Here is a 14,823-nt window from a genome sequence, read left to right as displayed (position 1 = left end):
CCGCTGCTTCGGCGTGTATAACGCAAGACCTGCAGGGCGCGGCCTGCAAAAGGGTGGCCCGGGCGGACGATGGTGACCTGTTCGGGAGAGTCTTCGGAATGGGTAGTGTGTCGCGGTTTCCTTTGATCACGTCGAGCACGACTGGCTGATGCGCTTTCTAGAGCACCGGGTCGGTGACCCGGTGTTACTGCGGATTATTCGGCGGCTACTCAAAGCGGGTGTGATGGAAGCAGGGGTATTCACGGCCAGCGAAGCCGGGACGCCGCAAGGCGGACTCGTCTCACCTGTGCTGGCCAACATTTACCTGCACTACGTGCTCGATTTGTGGTTTGAGAAACGTTATGTCCGTCCCTGCAAAGGACAGGGCTACCTGGTTCGCTACGCAGATGACTTTGTGGCCTGTTTCACCCACGAAGCGGATGCGCGGCGGTTCATGGACGAGCTGACCGAGCGACTGGCCGTATTCGGGCTTGAAGTCGAGCCCAGCAAGACCTGCTTGCTACGCTTTGGTAGTAGGGCAGCGAGTGACTGCCACAAGGACGGCAGCAAACGCCCCTCGACCTTCGATTTTCTGGGCTTTACGCACTACGTGGGCAAAAGCCGCCGCGGGCGTTTCGTACTCGGGCGCCGGAGTCAGCGCACGCGAATTGCCAAGAAATTGAAGGAAGTCAGCGACCGCCTATCGGCGTTACGGGTCAAAGGCGGTCGCGCCATGATGGACTATGCCAAGCGACACCTGCGAGGGCATCTTGCGTACTATGCAGTCAGTGGCAATGCCCGCAGTATCCGCACCTATGCCTACCGGATTAGCCGCTTGCTGTTTAGGCGGCTGAACCAACGCAGTCAAAGGCGAAGTGTAGCGTGGGACCGGTTCGGTAAAATCCTATCAGGCTGGATGCCGTCTCTACGCATCCAGCACAATCTCTACCCCAAACCACTGTGGATGACTTGAGCTGGGAGCCGGATGGGGTAACGCTCCAAGTCCGGTTCTGCGAGGGCGGTGGGACGTACCGGGTGACCGGGATTCCCGCCGCTACTCACCCAATCCAGCACGATCGCTGCTGCCCCGATCACCCATAGCCCTACCGCTCCCCATTCGGTAGCCAGCTTTCATCGAGGACTTCCGTTGCAATCGCCCAAGGGCAATGGCGTGGGAGCTTGTCTATCCCGATGCCCGTCTCGGCACTGGCCAGATCGCAGGCATCGCCCCAGGCATCGGCCCACCAGTCCGGGTCGTTGAGGCAGCCGCGCAGACTCGGTGTCTTGTCCAGGCGACGAACCATTCTCTGTCGCTGACTGCTGATCGTCACTTCCCAGCTTGCCCCTCTGCGCTCGGGTTGGTGCTGCCACTTGAGGAGATGGGCCAGGAGGACCGCCATTCGGGTGGCCAACTCGCGCTGTTCGCTCTTTCCCACGTCTTCAATCTCCTCCGCGATGTGTTCCCGGTCCACCAGATCGAAACGCCCGGCACGAATCAGCCGGGCCTGCTCGCTGGCCCAGGCTACCACGTCCGTTTCGTAGTCTGTTCCCATGCCTACCCTCATAACGAGAAGATCCATCCAGTTGCGCCAACGCGGCGCCACAACGCGGAGTTATGCGATCACCCAGTGTCCTCCGCTCTGGCCGAGACATCGAGTCGGTTCTCTTACGTGCTGGCAAAGCTGCCCCATCACGCTCGACACTTCCGACAGACCCGATTCGATACAATGCTTGACCAACGGTGGAAACGCCCGTTTCCGCCCAGTCATCATTTCCGAAACCGGCATCCGCAGTCAAGCGACTACTCGTGTATCGTTTTCTGTTCAGAGAAACGATGACGCCGCGCCTACCTCTTCTTCACCGCCGGCAGATCCGTACACACGCCTTCATACACCTCTGCGGCCATGCCCACCGACTCGCCCAGCGTCGGGTGCGGGTGGATGGTATGGCCGATGTCGGTGGCGTCGCAGCCCATTTCGATCGCCAGGCAGACTTCGCCGATCAGGTCGCCGGCGTCGGTGCCGACGATGCTGCCGCCGATGATGCGGTGCGTCTTCTCGTCGAAAATCAGCTTGGTGAAGCCTTCTTCCCGGCCATTGGCCAGCGCGCGTCCCGACGCCGCCCAGGGGAAGACGCTCTTGCCGTAGGTGATCCCTTCGGCTTTGCACTGCTCTTCGGTCTTGCCGGCCCAGGCGATTTCCGGGTCGGTATAAGCCACCGACGGGATCTGCAGGGCGTCGAAGCAGCGCTTGCCGCCGTTCGCGGCTTCGGCGGCGACGTGTGCTTCATGCACGCCCTTGTGTGCCAGCATCGGCTGACCGACGATGTCGCCGACGGCGTAGATGTGCGGGACATTGGTTCGCAACTGCCTATCGACGGGGATGAAGCCGCGCTCATTGACGGCGACACCGGCTTTTTCGGCGGCGAGCTTCTTGCCGTTCGGCGAGCGGCCAACGGCGACCAGCACGAGGTCGAAGCACGCTTTTTCGTCGTTGCTGTAGGTCACCTCGATGCCTTCGGCCGTGGCTGTGGCGGCGACGACGCCGGTGTTGAGCAGGATGCGGTCGAAGCGGTGGGCGTTCTTCTTCTCCCAGACCTTGACCAGGTCGCGGTCGGCGCCGGGCATCAGCACCGCGCCGAGTTCGACGACGGTGATGCGCGAACCGAGCGCCGAGTAGACGCTGGCCATTTCGAGGCCGATGATGCCGCCGCCGACGACCAGCATGCGCTTCGGAATCTGCCGCAGTTCGAGGGCGCCGGTCGAGTCGACGACGCGCGGATCATCGTTCGGCATGAACGGCAGCGCGATCGGTTGCGAGCCGGCGGCGATGATCGCTTTCCGGAACCGGATTAGCTGGTGGCCGCCGCCGGCCAAGGCCACTTCGAGGTGATGCGCGTCGACGAACTGGCCGACGCCCTGCACGACCTCGACCTTGCGTCCCTTGGCCATGCCGGCAAGGCCGCCGGTGAGCTTGCCGACGACCTGGTCCTTGTGGCTGCGCAGCCGGTCGAGGTCGATGCTCGGCGCGCCGAAGCTGACGCCGCAGTTGGCCATGTGCTGCGCTTCGTCCATCACTCCGGTGATGTGCAGCAGCGCCTTGGACGGGATGCAGCCGACGTTGAGGCAGACGCCGCCGAGGGTCGGATAACGTTCGACGAGAACGGTCTGCATGCCGAGGTCGGCGCTGCGGAAGGCCGCCGAGTAACCGCCCGGGCCGGCGCCGAGGACCAGCATCTCGCACTCGAGGTCGGCGCTGCCGGTGATCGGCGGGGCGGCCTGCGGCGCAGGGGCGGCGCTGGCCGCTGGCGGTGCCGCAGCGCCGGTTGCCGGTGCCGCCGCCGGTGCCGGTGCCGGTGCCGGTGCCGGTGCCGCGTCGGCGGTCTCGATCAGAACGACCACCGTTCCTTCCGAGATCCGCTCACCCAGGCTGACTTTGACTTCCCTGACGACGCCGGCAACGCTGCTCGGCACGTCCATCGTCGCCTTGTCGGATTCGAGGGTGATCAGGGCGTCGTCGACCTTGACGGTATCCCCGGTATTGACGCAGATATCGATCACCGGCACGTCGTGGTAGTCGCCGATGTCGGGCACTTTCACTGCAATGATCTGGCTCATGATTTGTCCCCCGATCAGAGCAGCACACGCCGCATGTCGGCCAGGAGCTGCGCGACAAAGACGTTGAAGCGGGTGGCCAGTGCGCCGTCGATGACACGGTGGTCGGCGGTCAGCGACATCGGCAGGATCAGCCGCGGCGCGAACTCGCGGCCATTCCAGACCGGTTTCATCACCGACCGGTTGACGCCGAGGATGGCGACTTCGGGGGCGTTGATGATCGGCGAGAAATAGGTGCCGCCGATGCCGCCGAGGCTGGAAATGGTGAAGCAGGCACCGGACATCTCGCCGGGTGTCAGCTTGCCGTCGCGCGCCTTTTTGGCGAGTTCGCCGCTTTCGACGGCGAGTTGCCCCACCGATTTCTGATCGGCATTCTTGATCACGGGAACGACCAGGCCATTCGGCGTGTCGGCGGCGAAGGCAATATGGCAATACTGCTTGAGCACCAGGTTATCGCCGTCGAGCGAGCTGTTGAATTCGGGGAATTTCTTCAGCGCGACGGTGCAGGCCTTGATCAGGAAGGCGAGCATGGTGATCTTCAGACCCGACTTCTCGTTCTCCTGGTTCATCGCCACGCGAAAGGCTTCGAGATCGGTGATGTCGGCGTCCTCGTGGTAGGTGACCGCCGGGATCATCACCCAGTTGCGCGCCAGGTTCTGCGCGGAGATTTTCTTGATTCGCGCCAAGGGCCTGACTTCGATCGCGCCGAACTTGGCAAAGTCGACCTTCGGCCAGGGCAGCAGGTCGAGACCACCGCCGAGCGAGGGTGCGGCGGCAGGCGCCGGGGCAGCCGTCATCACTCCCTTGACGTAGGCCGTGACGTCTTCCTTGACGATACGGCCTTTCGGTCCGCTGGCCGGGACCCTTGAGAGATCGACACCGAGTTCGCGCGCCAGCAGGCGTACCGACGGGCTGGCGTGGGTGCGGGCGCCGAGCGCGAGGCCGGCGACCGGCGGCGCTGCCGGCGACGCCGCCGCCGGGGTCGGCACGCCACGGTCAGTGCCGCTACCCGGTACTGCGACCTCGACAGTGATGCCACTCGCCACGGGTGGTGCGCTGGGCACGGCAGCCGCCGGGGGAGCCGTGTCGGCGGCTGCCGGCACAGCGTCGCCCGCGGCAGACGCTTCGATGACGGCGACCACGGCGCCTTCGGACAGCTTCTCGCCGAGCTGAACGCGCACTTCCCTGACCACGCCGGCCACCGTCGATGGCACATCCATGGTCGCCTTGTCGGATTCGAGGGTCACCAGCGCATCGTCCAGCTTGACCAGGTCGCCGGGTAGAACACAGATGTCGATGACCGGCACGTCGGTGTAATCACCGATGTCCGGGACTTTCACTTCGATCAATTGGCTCATCAGGGGCCTCCCTTAAACCGTCATCGGATTGGGTTTGTTCACGTCGATGCCGTACCGGGCAATCGCTTCGGCAACCTTGCTGCGCTCGATCGTGCCATCGTCGGCGAGGGCTTTGAGCGCGGCAAGGGTAACCCAGCGGCGGTCGACCTCGAAGAAGTGCCGCAGCTTCGCGCGCGTGTCCGAGCGGCCGAAGCCGTCGGTGCCGAGCACCACGTAGCGACGGTTGAGAAAGGGCCGAATCTGCTCGGCGAACAGGCGCACGTAATCGGTCGCGGCAATGATCGGGCCGCGGGTATCGCCCAGGCAGGCCTCGACATGCGACACCTGTGGTCTGGCTAGCGGGTTGAGCAGGTTCGCGCGTTGCACGGCGTTGCCGTTGCGCGCCAGTTCGGTGAAGCTCGGGCAGGCCCAGAGGTCGGCATCGACTCCCCAGTCGTTCTTGAGCAGGTCGGCGGCGGCAATGACCTCGCGGAAGATCGTTCCCGATCCCAGCAGTTGCACGCGTGGCGCCGCCGGATTGCTGTCCGACGACTGACCGCGACGCAGCAGGTACATGCCTTTGAGAATGTCGGCTTCGGCACCCGCGGGCATTTCCGGATGCTCATAGTTCTCGTTCATCACCGTCAGGTAGTAGAAAATGTCTTCCTGCTCCTGGTACATGCGGCGCATGCCTTCGCGCATGATCACCGCGACTTCGAACGAGAAGGTCGGGTCATAACTGAGACAGTTCGGAATCAGGCCCGAAAGGATCAGCGAATGGCCGTCTTCGTGCTGCAGGCCTTCGCCGTTGAGTGTCGTGCGGCCGGCGGTGCCGCCGATCAGGAAACCGCGGGCACGCTGGTCGCCAGCCGCCCAGCACAGATCCAGGGTGCGCTGAAAACCGAACATCGAGTAGCAGATGTAGAAGGGAATCATCTGCACGCCATGTACCGAGTACGACGTCGCGGCAGCGATCCAGTCGCTCATCGCGCCGGCCTCGTTGATCCCTTCCTGCAACACCTGCCCGTCTTTCGACTCCTTGTAGAACATCAACTGGTCATGGTCTTCGGGAACGTATTTCTGCCCTTCCTGGTTCCAGATGCCGATCTGGCGGAAAAGGCCTTCCATGCCGAAAGTCCGGGACTCGTCGGGGACGATCGGGACGACATGCCGGCCCACTTTCTTGTCCTTGAGCAGGATGTTGAGAAAACGGACGATGGCCATCGTCGTGGACACTTCGCGACCCTCGCCCGAGGCCTTGAGCAGCGTTTCGAAAGCCGATAGTTCGGGGATTTCCAGCGGTTCGGCCAGGCGCCGGCGCTTTGGCAGGTAGCCGCCGAGGTCCATTCGCCGCTGCCGCATGTAGGTCAGTTCGGGCGAACCCTCGGCGAACTTCAGGTACGGCAGTGCCTTGATCTGGTCGTCCGGCACCGGCAGGCCGAAACGGTCGCGGAAGCGCCTGATCGCGTCGTAATCGAGTTTCTTCTGCTGGTGCGAGATGTTCATGCCTTCGCCGGCCTGGCCCATGCCGTAGCCTTTGATCGTCTTGGCCAGGATCAGCGTCGGCTGCCCCTTGTGTTCGACGGCGCTCTTGTAGGCGCTGAAGATCTTGAAGATGTCGTGGCCACCCCGGTTCAACCCCCAGACCTGATCGTCGGTCCAGTCGGCGACGAGTTTCTTGAGTTCCGGGGTGTTGAAGAAATGCTCGCGGACATAGGCACCGTCCTTGGCCTTGAAGGTCTGGTACTCGCCGTCCACCGCCTCCATCATCCGCTGTCTGAGGATGCCCTGCTTGTCGCGCAGGAACAGCGCGTCCCACTGGGTTCCCCAGATCAGCTTGATGACGTTCCAGCCGGCGCCGCGGAAAGTCCCCTCGAGTTCCTGGATGATCTTGCCGTTGCCGCGCACCGGACCATCGAGGCGCTGCAGGTTGCAGTTGATCACGAAAATCAGGTTGTCGAGCCGCTCGCGCGCGGCCATGCCGATGGCGCCCAGCGATTCGACCTCATCGGTCTCGCCGTCGCCGAGGAAGGCCCAGACCTTGCGGTCGCCGGCCTGGATGAAACCGCGGCTGTCCAGGTATTTCATGAAGCGCGCCTGATAGATCGCCTGGATCGGGCCGAGGCCCATCGAAACCGTCGGGAATTGCCAGAAATCGGGCATCAGCCACGGATGCGGGTAGGACGAGACGCCCTTGCCGTCGACTTCCTGGCGGAAACAGTCCATCTGTTCGTCGGTCAGCCGGCCGAGCAGGTGCGCGCGCGCATAGACGCCGGGAACCGAATGCCCCTGGAAGAAGATCAGGTCGCCGCCGTGCTGTTCCGAAGGCGCGTGCCAGAACCACGAGAAACCGACATCGTAGAGCGCCGCCGCCGAAGCGAAGGAAGCGATATGGCCCCCGACATTGCTGTCCCGGTTGGCGCGAACGACCATCGCCATGGCGTTCCAGCGGATGTAGTTATGAATCCGGATTTCCAGGTCGGCATTGCCGGGATACTTCGGCTGCTGGTCGACCGGAATGGTGTTGACGTATTCGGTGGCGGCACTGTAAGGAAGGTCGATTCCCTCCTGGCGCGCCTGTGCAATCAGGCATTCGATCAGGAAGTGGGCGCGCTCGGCGCCCTCTCTGTCGATGACGCCGCTCAGGGCGTCCTGCCATTCCTGGGTCTCTTGCGGGTCCGCATCGTTCATGCTGGCCGACGGCGCGTTTGCGGGCAGATCTGCCATGATTTGTCTCCTGATCTTGAGAATCGTGAATTGGATGGTTTGCTTTGCTGCCGGCCGGGATGAACGGCACTGAGCAGCTTAAACCCTTGACGGACCTCGCGGTACCGCGGTGCAGCAATCAGAACTTCCCGCATTGTAAAATTTAATCTTGTATTGTGCAATGAATCTCCGGCGCGTACCCCGCAAGCCCGGAGGGGTGTCGCCCGGCTACCGCCGGACGGCCGTTACGAGGACAATATCCACACGCGCAGGCGATGACACACCGGCTGGCGATGTCCGCACCCGGAAAATCAGGGATACTTGCGCCAAACCGTCATGGAGCGCGCCATGTTCAAAGTCGCCGTCATCGAAGACGACCTGCCCACCAGCAATCAACTCAAGGAGTGGATCCTTTCCGCCCGGCCGGGAATCACCGTAGTGCAATGGTTCACCCGCGACGACGCGGAAGCGGCCATTGCTCGCGAGGCCTACGACCTGGTCGTGCTGGATATCGAACTGGGACGCGAGCGCCATGCCGGCGTGGCGATCATCAACGCCATCAACAAGGGGGGGCGTGGCACACCGGTACTGGTAGTCTCGGCGATGCCCGCCACGATCTACCGGAGCATCATGAAAGCGCTCGATGCCTGGGATTATCTGCAGAAAACGACCTTTTCCGAGGCGGACTTCATCGATACCTTCCTGGAAATCCTCCGCGCTGCGCGCGATCGAGGCCACGGCAAAGCCTCCGTGTCCGCCGGCGACGAACTTTCCCTGGACCCCCTGCGGCAAAGTAGTCCCCTGTGGCGGGGCAAGCGGGTGAACCTGCCGCTGACCGCACAGCGCATCCTCGCCACCCTGTACCAGAAACGTGGCCAGGTCGTCTCTTACGACGAACTCTTTCAGGTCGTCAAGAGTGGCCGCAACCGGGACAACGTCCGCAAGCACATCAGCACCATTCGCGAGGCCTTTCGCGAACTGGACGAGGATTTCGACTGCATCGAGAACATCCCCATGCGCGGCTTCCGCTGGTCCGGCCAGACTTCCGGAAAAGCGTTCGAATCAAAATGACCACAGCGCAGGTCTGGCTGGCGTCCTTCCGGCTGCGCATCCTCTTCCGTAGCGCCTTCCTGCTCCTCGCTCTGGCGGTCGTCGCGATGACCGTCACCGTCCTGCAGGAGGAAAAGCAGCGCAGCTACGACAACTATCAGGAGGGCTTCGCCAAGACCAAGGAACAGATCGTTGCCCGGCTGCGCCACCCGGCCGGGCAACTGGCGCTCCTCAATCCGCCCCGCAGCCTGCTTCCGGCGATCGCGCTGCGGCCGGTCGTGCTGCCCTTCGCAAGCCTTGATTTCGACGACCAGAACAAGGTCCGGCATGCCGTGGAAATGGCCGGTTGCCTGGTTCAGTACAGGAATTACGGCAGTCTGTGCATTGCCATCGGTAACAACCCATGGGCCGGCGGCTTCATCTATGCTGCCGGCACCTTCGCCAGCGGCGCCCTCGTCCCGCACCGGATCGGCGACGAATACCTCGATGGCGCCCACCGTTTGCGAGTGGTCATGAGCCTGCGCGGCCAGACCTACCGCTGGCTGGCACCCTTTGAAACCCTGACCGGCAACGCCCGTCCGCAGGCCGAAGGCGTGCGCGGCCGTTTTACCGGCTACCTGGAACTCGCCGGCCGGGATTACAGCACCGCCAAACCGTTAAGGGAATTCCGCGGCTGGGTATGGCAGAGTGCGAAATGCCTCGATGTCGCCGACGAGGACGAGGCGCACTGCGCGAAGAAATCCTTCTTCTCGCTGCGCCTGCCGGTCGACGCGCTGCGCGATGCGCTCTTCGAGGGCAAGCGGCCCCTGTGGCCGCCGCCCGACCTCGACCAGTTCCAGGTCCGCATCGAAGTGTTACCGCCCGGTGACGAGAAGGCGCTCTTCGACAGCCATGAAGAGGGGGCGGTCCCGCCCTTTTCGCTCAACGAACTCACCGGCCTGCTGCTGCCGGGAGAAACGCTGAGCATCCGCAAGGCGGGCAGCGGCAACGAGGCGGATTTGGTGCAACTGAAAGGCCGGGACGAGATGATCGAACAGACCTCACCCCTGCTCACCCGGCTGATTCGCAAGCTGCCGGTAGAAAGCTATGACACCCCCGTCGAACTCGTCGACGAAGTGGCCACGCCACTCGGAAATTACCGGATTCTGCTCAAGGGCGACGCCCGCAGCGTCAACAAGACCCTGAGTGCCGTCGCCACCCGTGTTTCCTGGTTCGTCGGCGCGATGCTGCTGGCCATCGGACTGGCGTGGCTGGTCATCGAATGGGGCATCGTCCGTCGCATCACCCGCCTGACCCGGCGTTCCAGCGAGCTATCCAGAAGCGTCCAGGCCACCGGCGGTCTGGAACCATTCGATCTGGCCGACCTGCGGGGCAGCGACGAGCTGGGTATCCTCGCCAACTGCCTCAACGACCTCCTGCGCCGGGTCAAGGAGGATGCCGAACGGGAGAGAATCCGCGCCGAGCAGGAAAAGGATCTGTGGCATGCCGTCGGCCACGAAATCATGTCGCCGCTGCAATCCCTGCTGGCGCTGCATGGGCACCCGGACGACCCCAGTCATCGCTACATCAACCGCATGCAGCAGGCGATACGCATCCTGTACGGCAGCGCCAGCCCCAGCGAGGCCTTTCAGTCATCCGCCCTGCAGGTACAAACCATCGATATTGCCGAGTTCCTCCGCAACGTCGCCGACAACGCAGGCATCACCGACCTGAGCTACACGCCGACCGACAGACCGGTCCCGGTGCGCGCCGACGAATACCCGCTCGAAGACGTCTTTTCGCACATCCTGAAGAACGCCGACCGCTACCGATACCCCGGCACCCCGATCACCCTCACCCTGGAAACCCGTGCAAACACGGCCACGGTCATCATCCACAACGAAGGCCCCCCGATCGCCGACGATCTGATCGACAAAATCTTCGAGTACGGGGTGTCCGACCAACCGGAAGCCGGCGCCAAAGGCAACCGTGGCCAGGGACTGTTCGTTGCCAAGACCTATATGGCCAAGATGGGCGGCACCATCGCCGCCTGCAACGTCGAAGGTGGCGTGAGTTTCGTTCTGACATTGCAGCGGGCGACCGGCGGGGAAACCCGCTAACGCGCAGGGCAGGCTTCCACTGCGGGTACTATGGCAGCATCCTGCGAGACGAAAACCGTAGTTGATGTTCCGGCTCGATGGAACGAACCAGTCGCGCGTGGCCACGCGGGCGTAGCTCGGAATGAAGTACCAGGAAGCGCCGCGCAACACGTGCCTGACAGAGCATTCTCCGGTCATCCAGGCCAACCCATCGCCCGGCGCACCCGCATAGTTCCTGTTCCAGCCATCCTTGATCCATTCCCAGACATTGCCGATCATGTCGTCCAGATGCAAGGTTGACGCTGCTTGATGAAGGCTCATATTCTCTCGTTGGTAGCGTTGGATTTCCTATTCTTAATGTGAAAGTCGCGTCAGCGACTCACGAATCTCCCTTCCCCCTCGCGGGGGAGAGGTCGGGGGAGAGGGAAAACGGTCATGGCTTTCATGATCGTGGGGTGCCTGAAAAAGTCATGACCGTTAACAGCGACTCACGAATCTCCCCTCTCCACTTACGAGAGGGGTCGGGGGAGAGGGAAAACGGTCATGACTTTCATGACCGGAGGTGCCTGGAAAAGTCATGGCCGTTAGCGCGAAGATAGAGGCGGTCATGACTCTTTTCGTGTTACGGAAGAGCGCAGAAACTGTGGTCTGACCCATTTTTCCTCAAGTACCAGTGCGCACTGGTCTCGTGTATGCTCTGAACACGCAACATATCCTTGGGCCGCCCGCCATGAAGAACATCACCCTCAGCGCCGATGAATCCCTGATCGAAGCGGCACGCGCGCGCGCGCGGGCCGAGCAGACCACCTTGAATGAACAGTTTCGGCGCTGGCTTGAGACCTACGCCCAGACGCGCGGGCGCATGGACCGCTACGAAGCAGTCATGAACGGCTTGCGTGGCAAGCTGAAGGTCGGCCGCAAGCTGAGCCGCGAGTCGATGAATGAGCGCTGAGTTCTTCATCGACACCAACATATTCATCTACCAGCTTGACACCACCGATCGCCACAAGCACTAGGTAGCCGAAAAGATCATTCGCGACGCCCTGACCACGGGCAACGCATGCATCAGCTCGCAGGTTGTGCAGGAGTGCCTGAACGTTATCCTGCGCAAGGCCGAAGTCGCGCTGTCGCCCGAAGAGGCGCGCAGCTATCTCGATGCCGTGCTGGCACCGCTGATGCGGGTCACCGCGAGCGAGGCCCTCTACCACCAGGCGCTTGACGTCCAGATGCGCTGGCGGTTCAGCTTTTACGACGCGCTGATCGTGGCCGGAGCCATGGCCGCAGGCTGCCGCACCTTGTTGAGCGAGGACCTACAGCATGGGCAAGCCCTCGACAGTCTGACGGTCATCGACCCTTTCAGATGAGGCGCCAAATCGAAGTAGGGCGGGGAAATAGGGGACGAATCGAAATAGGGGACAGACCACGTTTTCTTGTTTCGGTCCAGATGATTACCCTCGTGACGAGGTCTTGCGCAGTCGGGCTGCCAGCCGATCATCGAGGAGGGCCATGGCCTCTTCGTGTCCGCGAAGTCTGGTCTCGGCGGCGTCGACTAGCTCCAGCGTCTTTGCCACTTTGCCGAAAAGCCATTCGCCGTACCTCGATTCCTGGTCGATGAAAAAATCCGACCACAGGGTGTCGGCTGCATTCTCGACCGAGATCATGATCCCGACCGGCCGGTTGTTCTTCGTGACGACGACCGGCTCACGGCGTACGGAGTCGAGGCATTCGCCGAAACGGTTCTTGGCTTCGCGCGCCGTCATGACTTTCATGGACGTACCTGCCCGGTCGGGGTGCCGGTGTCCAATGTAGCCACTACGGCATGTGACGCAAGACCGAGTCCAGAGTCTGGACTCGATTCCCGCTTTCGCGGGAATGACGGACGAGGGCGAGACATATGACCACGGCGGCCACGGACATCACAGAGGACAGACCCGTCGCGGGAAAGACCAGTCGTCGGCATGTGGCGGCCAGCCACCCGTCCCTGATTGCGTTTACCGGCCGCGATGCCGCACACTCTCCGTGTTCCCGGTGTCCTTTATAACTTCTGTCTCCTTGGTCGCTCTGACCGGGTTTTTCACGATGAATCTCTGGTTGCGTGTGTTCCTGCCCTTTGCGGCAGGCTATTACTTCTCCTACTTCGTGCGCAATGTCAATGCGGTGATCGCGCCGGAACTGACGCGCGAACTCGGCGTGTCCGCCGCCGACCTCGGCCTGCTGACCTCGGCTTACCTGCTGGCCTTCGGCGCCGTGCAGCTGCCGCTGGGCGTCACGCTCGACCGCTGGGGGCCGCGGCGCGTCGAGACCGGCCTGCTGCTGATCGCTGCCGCCGGCTGCGGCCTGTTCGCGCTGGGCGGGACGCTGCCGCAACTCGCGGTCGCGCGCGGCCTGATCGGGCTTGGTGTTTCGGCCTGCCTGATGGCGTCGTTCAAGGCCTTCGGCCAGTGGTTCGGCGTCGAGCGACAGGCCTCGCTCAACGCGGCGATCATGGCTGCCGGCGGGCTGGGCGCGCTGACCGCGTCGACACCGCTGAGTTGGGCGATTCCGGCGCTCGGCTGGCGCGCCGTGTTCGTCGCCCTGGGCGTCGCGGGCCTCGTCATCGCGCTGCTGATCTGGCGCACCCCGGACAAGCCCGCGGCCGGCGCGGCCGGCGAGTCGCTGCCGCGGCAGCTCGAGGGGCTGTGCGACATCCTGAGCAGCCGCGCCTTCTGGCGCTACACGCCCCAGTCGGCGCTGATCGTCGGTGGCTTCATGGCGCTGCAGGGACTGTGGGCGGTGCCGTGGCTGATGAATTTTTCCGGTCTGCCGCGCGCGGCGGCGGCGCATCACTTGCTGCTGATGAGCCTCGGCATGCTGCTCGGCTTCCTCGGCATCGCCTTCGGCATCGGCCCGCTCACCGCGCGCGGAATCTCCGCCGAACGCGTGCTGCAGACCGGCATGGGCCTGGGCATGCTGGCGACGCTGCTGATCGTCACCGGCACCGGCCCCAGCGAACCGCTGTGGTTTGCGCTCGGCCTCGTCTTCTCGGTCGGCAACCTGGCCTACGCCCTGCTGCAGAAGCACTACGCCGGCAGCCTCGCCGGGCGCGTGAACACCGCGCTCAACCTGATGGTGTTCGTCGGCGCGTTCTCGATCCAGTGGGGTTTCGGCGCCGCCGTCGATGCCCTGCAGGCGAGCGGCATGAGCATGCGCGACGCCTACCAGGCGACCTTCGGCGTCCTGCTGGCGCTGCAGGTCGGCGGCTGGCTCTGGTATCTCGCCGGTAGCCTGCGCGCCGCGCGCGCAGCAACATGAAGCAAAAGCGCACGGCATGACCCGGCGCCGGCGGCAACTCAGGGAGTGAAGTGTTGCTCGTGGATCCAGCGGGCGAAGACCGGCACCAGCAGCTCGCCGTCTTCGCCGAGGATCTGCCGGCGACGCAGGATGCGCCGTGTGGCGGCGTCGCCGGCCGGCGCGTCACGGCGCGCCCGATCCGCGCGCGCCGCGGCGGCGACGATCGCCTGTGCCGCCGCCGGCAGATCCTGCCAGACGTTGCGGAAGTAATAGCCGGCCTGGTCGAGCAACTCCTCCTCGACTGCCGCCAGATCGGCGGCGGTCGCCGAACGGCGCTGCGCGGCGTTCAGGTGATCGACGAGCAGCGAGCCGTAAAGCTGCGTCAGGTACGGCTGCCCACCGCTGCGCGCGACCGCGGCCTCGGCGATCGCGCGCGGAATCGTCTCCGGCGGGAAGTCGTCGATCGGGCGCACGAGCAGCTCGACCGCGGTCGCGCGCTCGAGGTAGCCGATGCGGATCTCGCGCAGGTTGATGAAGTGGTCGTTCCACAAGGCGTCGAGTTCGTCGAACGGCGCCGCGCCGGCAACCAGCAGGCGGACGCGGCGGCGGTGCTGGATGGTCGCCCGCAAGAGCCCCATGAACTGCAGCAGTTCGTTGCCCGACGCGGGAAAGAGGCTCGCCAGACGCTCGAACTCGTCGATGCAGATCAGAATGCGCGGCGCGTCGGCGAGGTTTTCGAGCGCGTCGAACCAGGCGCGCAAGGCTTCGATCGGCGCGCCGTCGGGAAACG

The 14,823-nt window shown here is 63.7% G+C and carries 11 protein-coding genes and 2 pseudogenes; 6 read left to right on the top strand and 7 right to left on the bottom strand.

The genetic code is table 11. The annotated features are described in order from the left end of the window. Positions 1-148: 148 nt before the first annotated feature. Positions 149-952 carry a reverse transcriptase domain-containing protein gene (locus V5B39_RS18920; RefSeq protein ID WP_332344413.1) on the top strand — a complete coding sequence of 268 codons (804 nt, stop codon included), beginning with the start codon at positions 149-151 and terminating at the stop codon, positions 950-952. A 130-nt stretch (positions 953-1,082) separates the two neighbouring features. Here V5B39_RS18920 and V5B39_RS18915 read toward each other — a convergent pair whose 3' ends face one another. The 4 genes from V5B39_RS18915 to aceE form a co-directional block, all read right to left on the bottom strand. Beyond that, positions 1,083-1,532, bottom strand: coding sequence for a DUF29 domain-containing protein (locus V5B39_RS18915; RefSeq protein WP_332344412.1), 450 nt, complete (start codon positions 1,530-1,532; stop codon positions 1,083-1,085). A gap of 293 nt (positions 1,533-1,825) precedes the next feature. Further along, the gene (gene lpdA, locus V5B39_RS18910) at positions 1,826-3,595 is read right to left on the bottom strand and encodes a dihydrolipoyl dehydrogenase (protein WP_332344411.1); all 1,770 of its coding nucleotides are present in this window, start codon (positions 3,593-3,595) and stop codon (positions 1,826-1,828) included. A gap of 14 nt (positions 3,596-3,609) precedes the next feature. Next, on the bottom strand, positions 3,610-4,950 hold the full coding sequence (gene aceF / locus V5B39_RS18905; RefSeq protein WP_332344410.1) for a dihydrolipoyllysine-residue acetyltransferase: 1,341 nt from the start codon (positions 4,948-4,950) through the stop codon (positions 3,610-3,612). Between the two features lie 12 nt (positions 4,951-4,962). Next, positions 4,963-7,656, bottom strand: a complete 2,694-nt coding sequence (gene aceE, locus V5B39_RS18900; protein WP_332344409.1) for a pyruvate dehydrogenase (acetyl-transferring), homodimeric type — start codon at positions 7,654-7,656, stop codon at positions 4,963-4,965. 327 nt (positions 7,657-7,983) lie between these two features. Between aceE and V5B39_RS18895 the strand changes: the two genes are divergently transcribed. Together V5B39_RS18895 and V5B39_RS18890 are read left to right on the top strand one after the other, a co-directional pair. Further along, positions 7,984-8,706 (top strand): response regulator transcription factor, encoded by a 723-nt coding sequence (locus V5B39_RS18895; protein WP_332344408.1) that lies wholly within the window; start codon positions 7,984-7,986, stop codon positions 8,704-8,706. Next, entirely contained in the window at positions 8,703-10,784 is a 2,082-nt protein-coding gene (locus tag V5B39_RS18890; RefSeq protein ID WP_332344407.1) for a sensor histidine kinase, read from the top strand. Before V5B39_RS18895 ends, V5B39_RS18890 begins: the two co-directional genes overlap by 4 nt. 54 nt (positions 10,785-10,838) lie before the next feature. Here the strand turns inward: V5B39_RS18890 and V5B39_RS18885 are convergent. Beyond that, positions 10,839-11,084 (bottom strand): annotated as a pseudogene (locus V5B39_RS18885) (formylglycine-generating enzyme family protein); the annotation flags it as partial. 409 nt (positions 11,085-11,493) lie between these two features. On the opposite strand from V5B39_RS18885, the gene V5B39_RS18880 reads away from it, so the two are divergent. Together V5B39_RS18880 and V5B39_RS18875 are read left to right on the top strand one after the other, a co-directional pair. Continuing rightward, positions 11,494-11,715, top strand: coding sequence for a hypothetical protein (locus tag V5B39_RS18880; RefSeq protein ID WP_332344406.1), 222 nt, complete (start codon positions 11,494-11,496; stop codon positions 11,713-11,715). 76 nt (positions 11,716-11,791) lie between these two features. Continuing rightward, positions 11,792-12,127 (top strand): PIN domain-containing protein, encoded by a 336-nt coding sequence (locus V5B39_RS18875; RefSeq protein WP_332344414.1) that lies wholly within the window; start codon positions 11,792-11,794, stop codon positions 12,125-12,127. 84 nt (positions 12,128-12,211) lie between these two features. Here the strand turns inward: V5B39_RS18875 and V5B39_RS18870 are convergent, their stop codons facing one another. Further along, on the bottom strand, positions 12,212-12,532 hold the full coding sequence (locus V5B39_RS18870; protein ID WP_332344405.1) for a type II toxin-antitoxin system Phd/YefM family antitoxin: 321 nt from the start codon (positions 12,530-12,532) through the stop codon (positions 12,212-12,214). A 310-nt stretch (positions 12,533-12,842) separates the two neighbouring features. Here V5B39_RS18870 and V5B39_RS18865 point away from each other — a divergent pair, with 310 nt between their 5' ends. Then, entirely contained in the window at positions 12,843-14,054 is a 1,212-nt protein-coding gene (locus tag V5B39_RS18865; RefSeq protein WP_332344404.1) for an MFS transporter, read from the top strand. 38 nt (positions 14,055-14,092) lie between these two features. Here V5B39_RS18865 and V5B39_RS18860 read toward each other — a convergent pair. After that, positions 14,093-14,823, bottom strand: a pseudogene (locus V5B39_RS18860) (AAA family ATPase); the annotation flags it as partial.

It is taken from the genome of Accumulibacter sp., assembly GCF_036625275.1.
GTDB lineage: Bacteria > Pseudomonadota > Gammaproteobacteria > Burkholderiales > Rhodocyclaceae > Accumulibacter.
This window is presented reverse-complemented; position numbering and strand designations above follow the sequence as displayed.

Bases quoted from the DNA above. Each gene is read 5' to 3' on its own strand.
- V5B39_RS18880 (WP_332344406.1), top strand. From the start codon at position 11,494: ATGAAGAACATCACCCTCAGCGCCGATGAATCCCTGATCGAAGCGGCA.
- aceE (WP_332344409.1), bottom strand. From the start codon at position 7,656: ATGGCAGATCTGCCCGCAAACGCGCCGTCGGCCAGCATGAACGATGCG.
- aceF (WP_332344410.1), bottom strand. From the start codon at position 4,950: ATGAGCCAATTGATCGAAGTGAAAGTCCCGGACATCGGTGATTACACC.
- V5B39_RS18870 (WP_332344405.1), bottom strand. From the start codon at position 12,532: ATGAAAGTCATGACGGCGCGCGAAGCCAAGAACCGTTTCGGCGAATGC.
- V5B39_RS18920 (WP_332344413.1), top strand. From the start codon at position 149: ATGCGCTTTCTAGAGCACCGGGTCGGTGACCCGGTGTTACTGCGGATT.
- V5B39_RS18890 (WP_332344407.1), top strand. From the start codon at position 8,703: ATGACCACAGCGCAGGTCTGGCTGGCGTCCTTCCGGCTGCGCATCCTC.
- lpdA (WP_332344411.1), bottom strand. From the start codon at position 3,595: ATGAGCCAGATCATTGCAGTGAAAGTGCCCGACATCGGCGACTACCAC.
- V5B39_RS18865 (WP_332344404.1), top strand. From the start codon at position 12,843: ATGAATCTCTGGTTGCGTGTGTTCCTGCCCTTTGCGGCAGGCTATTAC.
- V5B39_RS18915 (WP_332344412.1), bottom strand. From the start codon at position 1,532: ATGGGAACAGACTACGAAACGGACGTGGTAGCCTGGGCCAGCGAGCAG.
- V5B39_RS18895 (WP_332344408.1), top strand. From the start codon at position 7,984: ATGTTCAAAGTCGCCGTCATCGAAGACGACCTGCCCACCAGCAATCAA.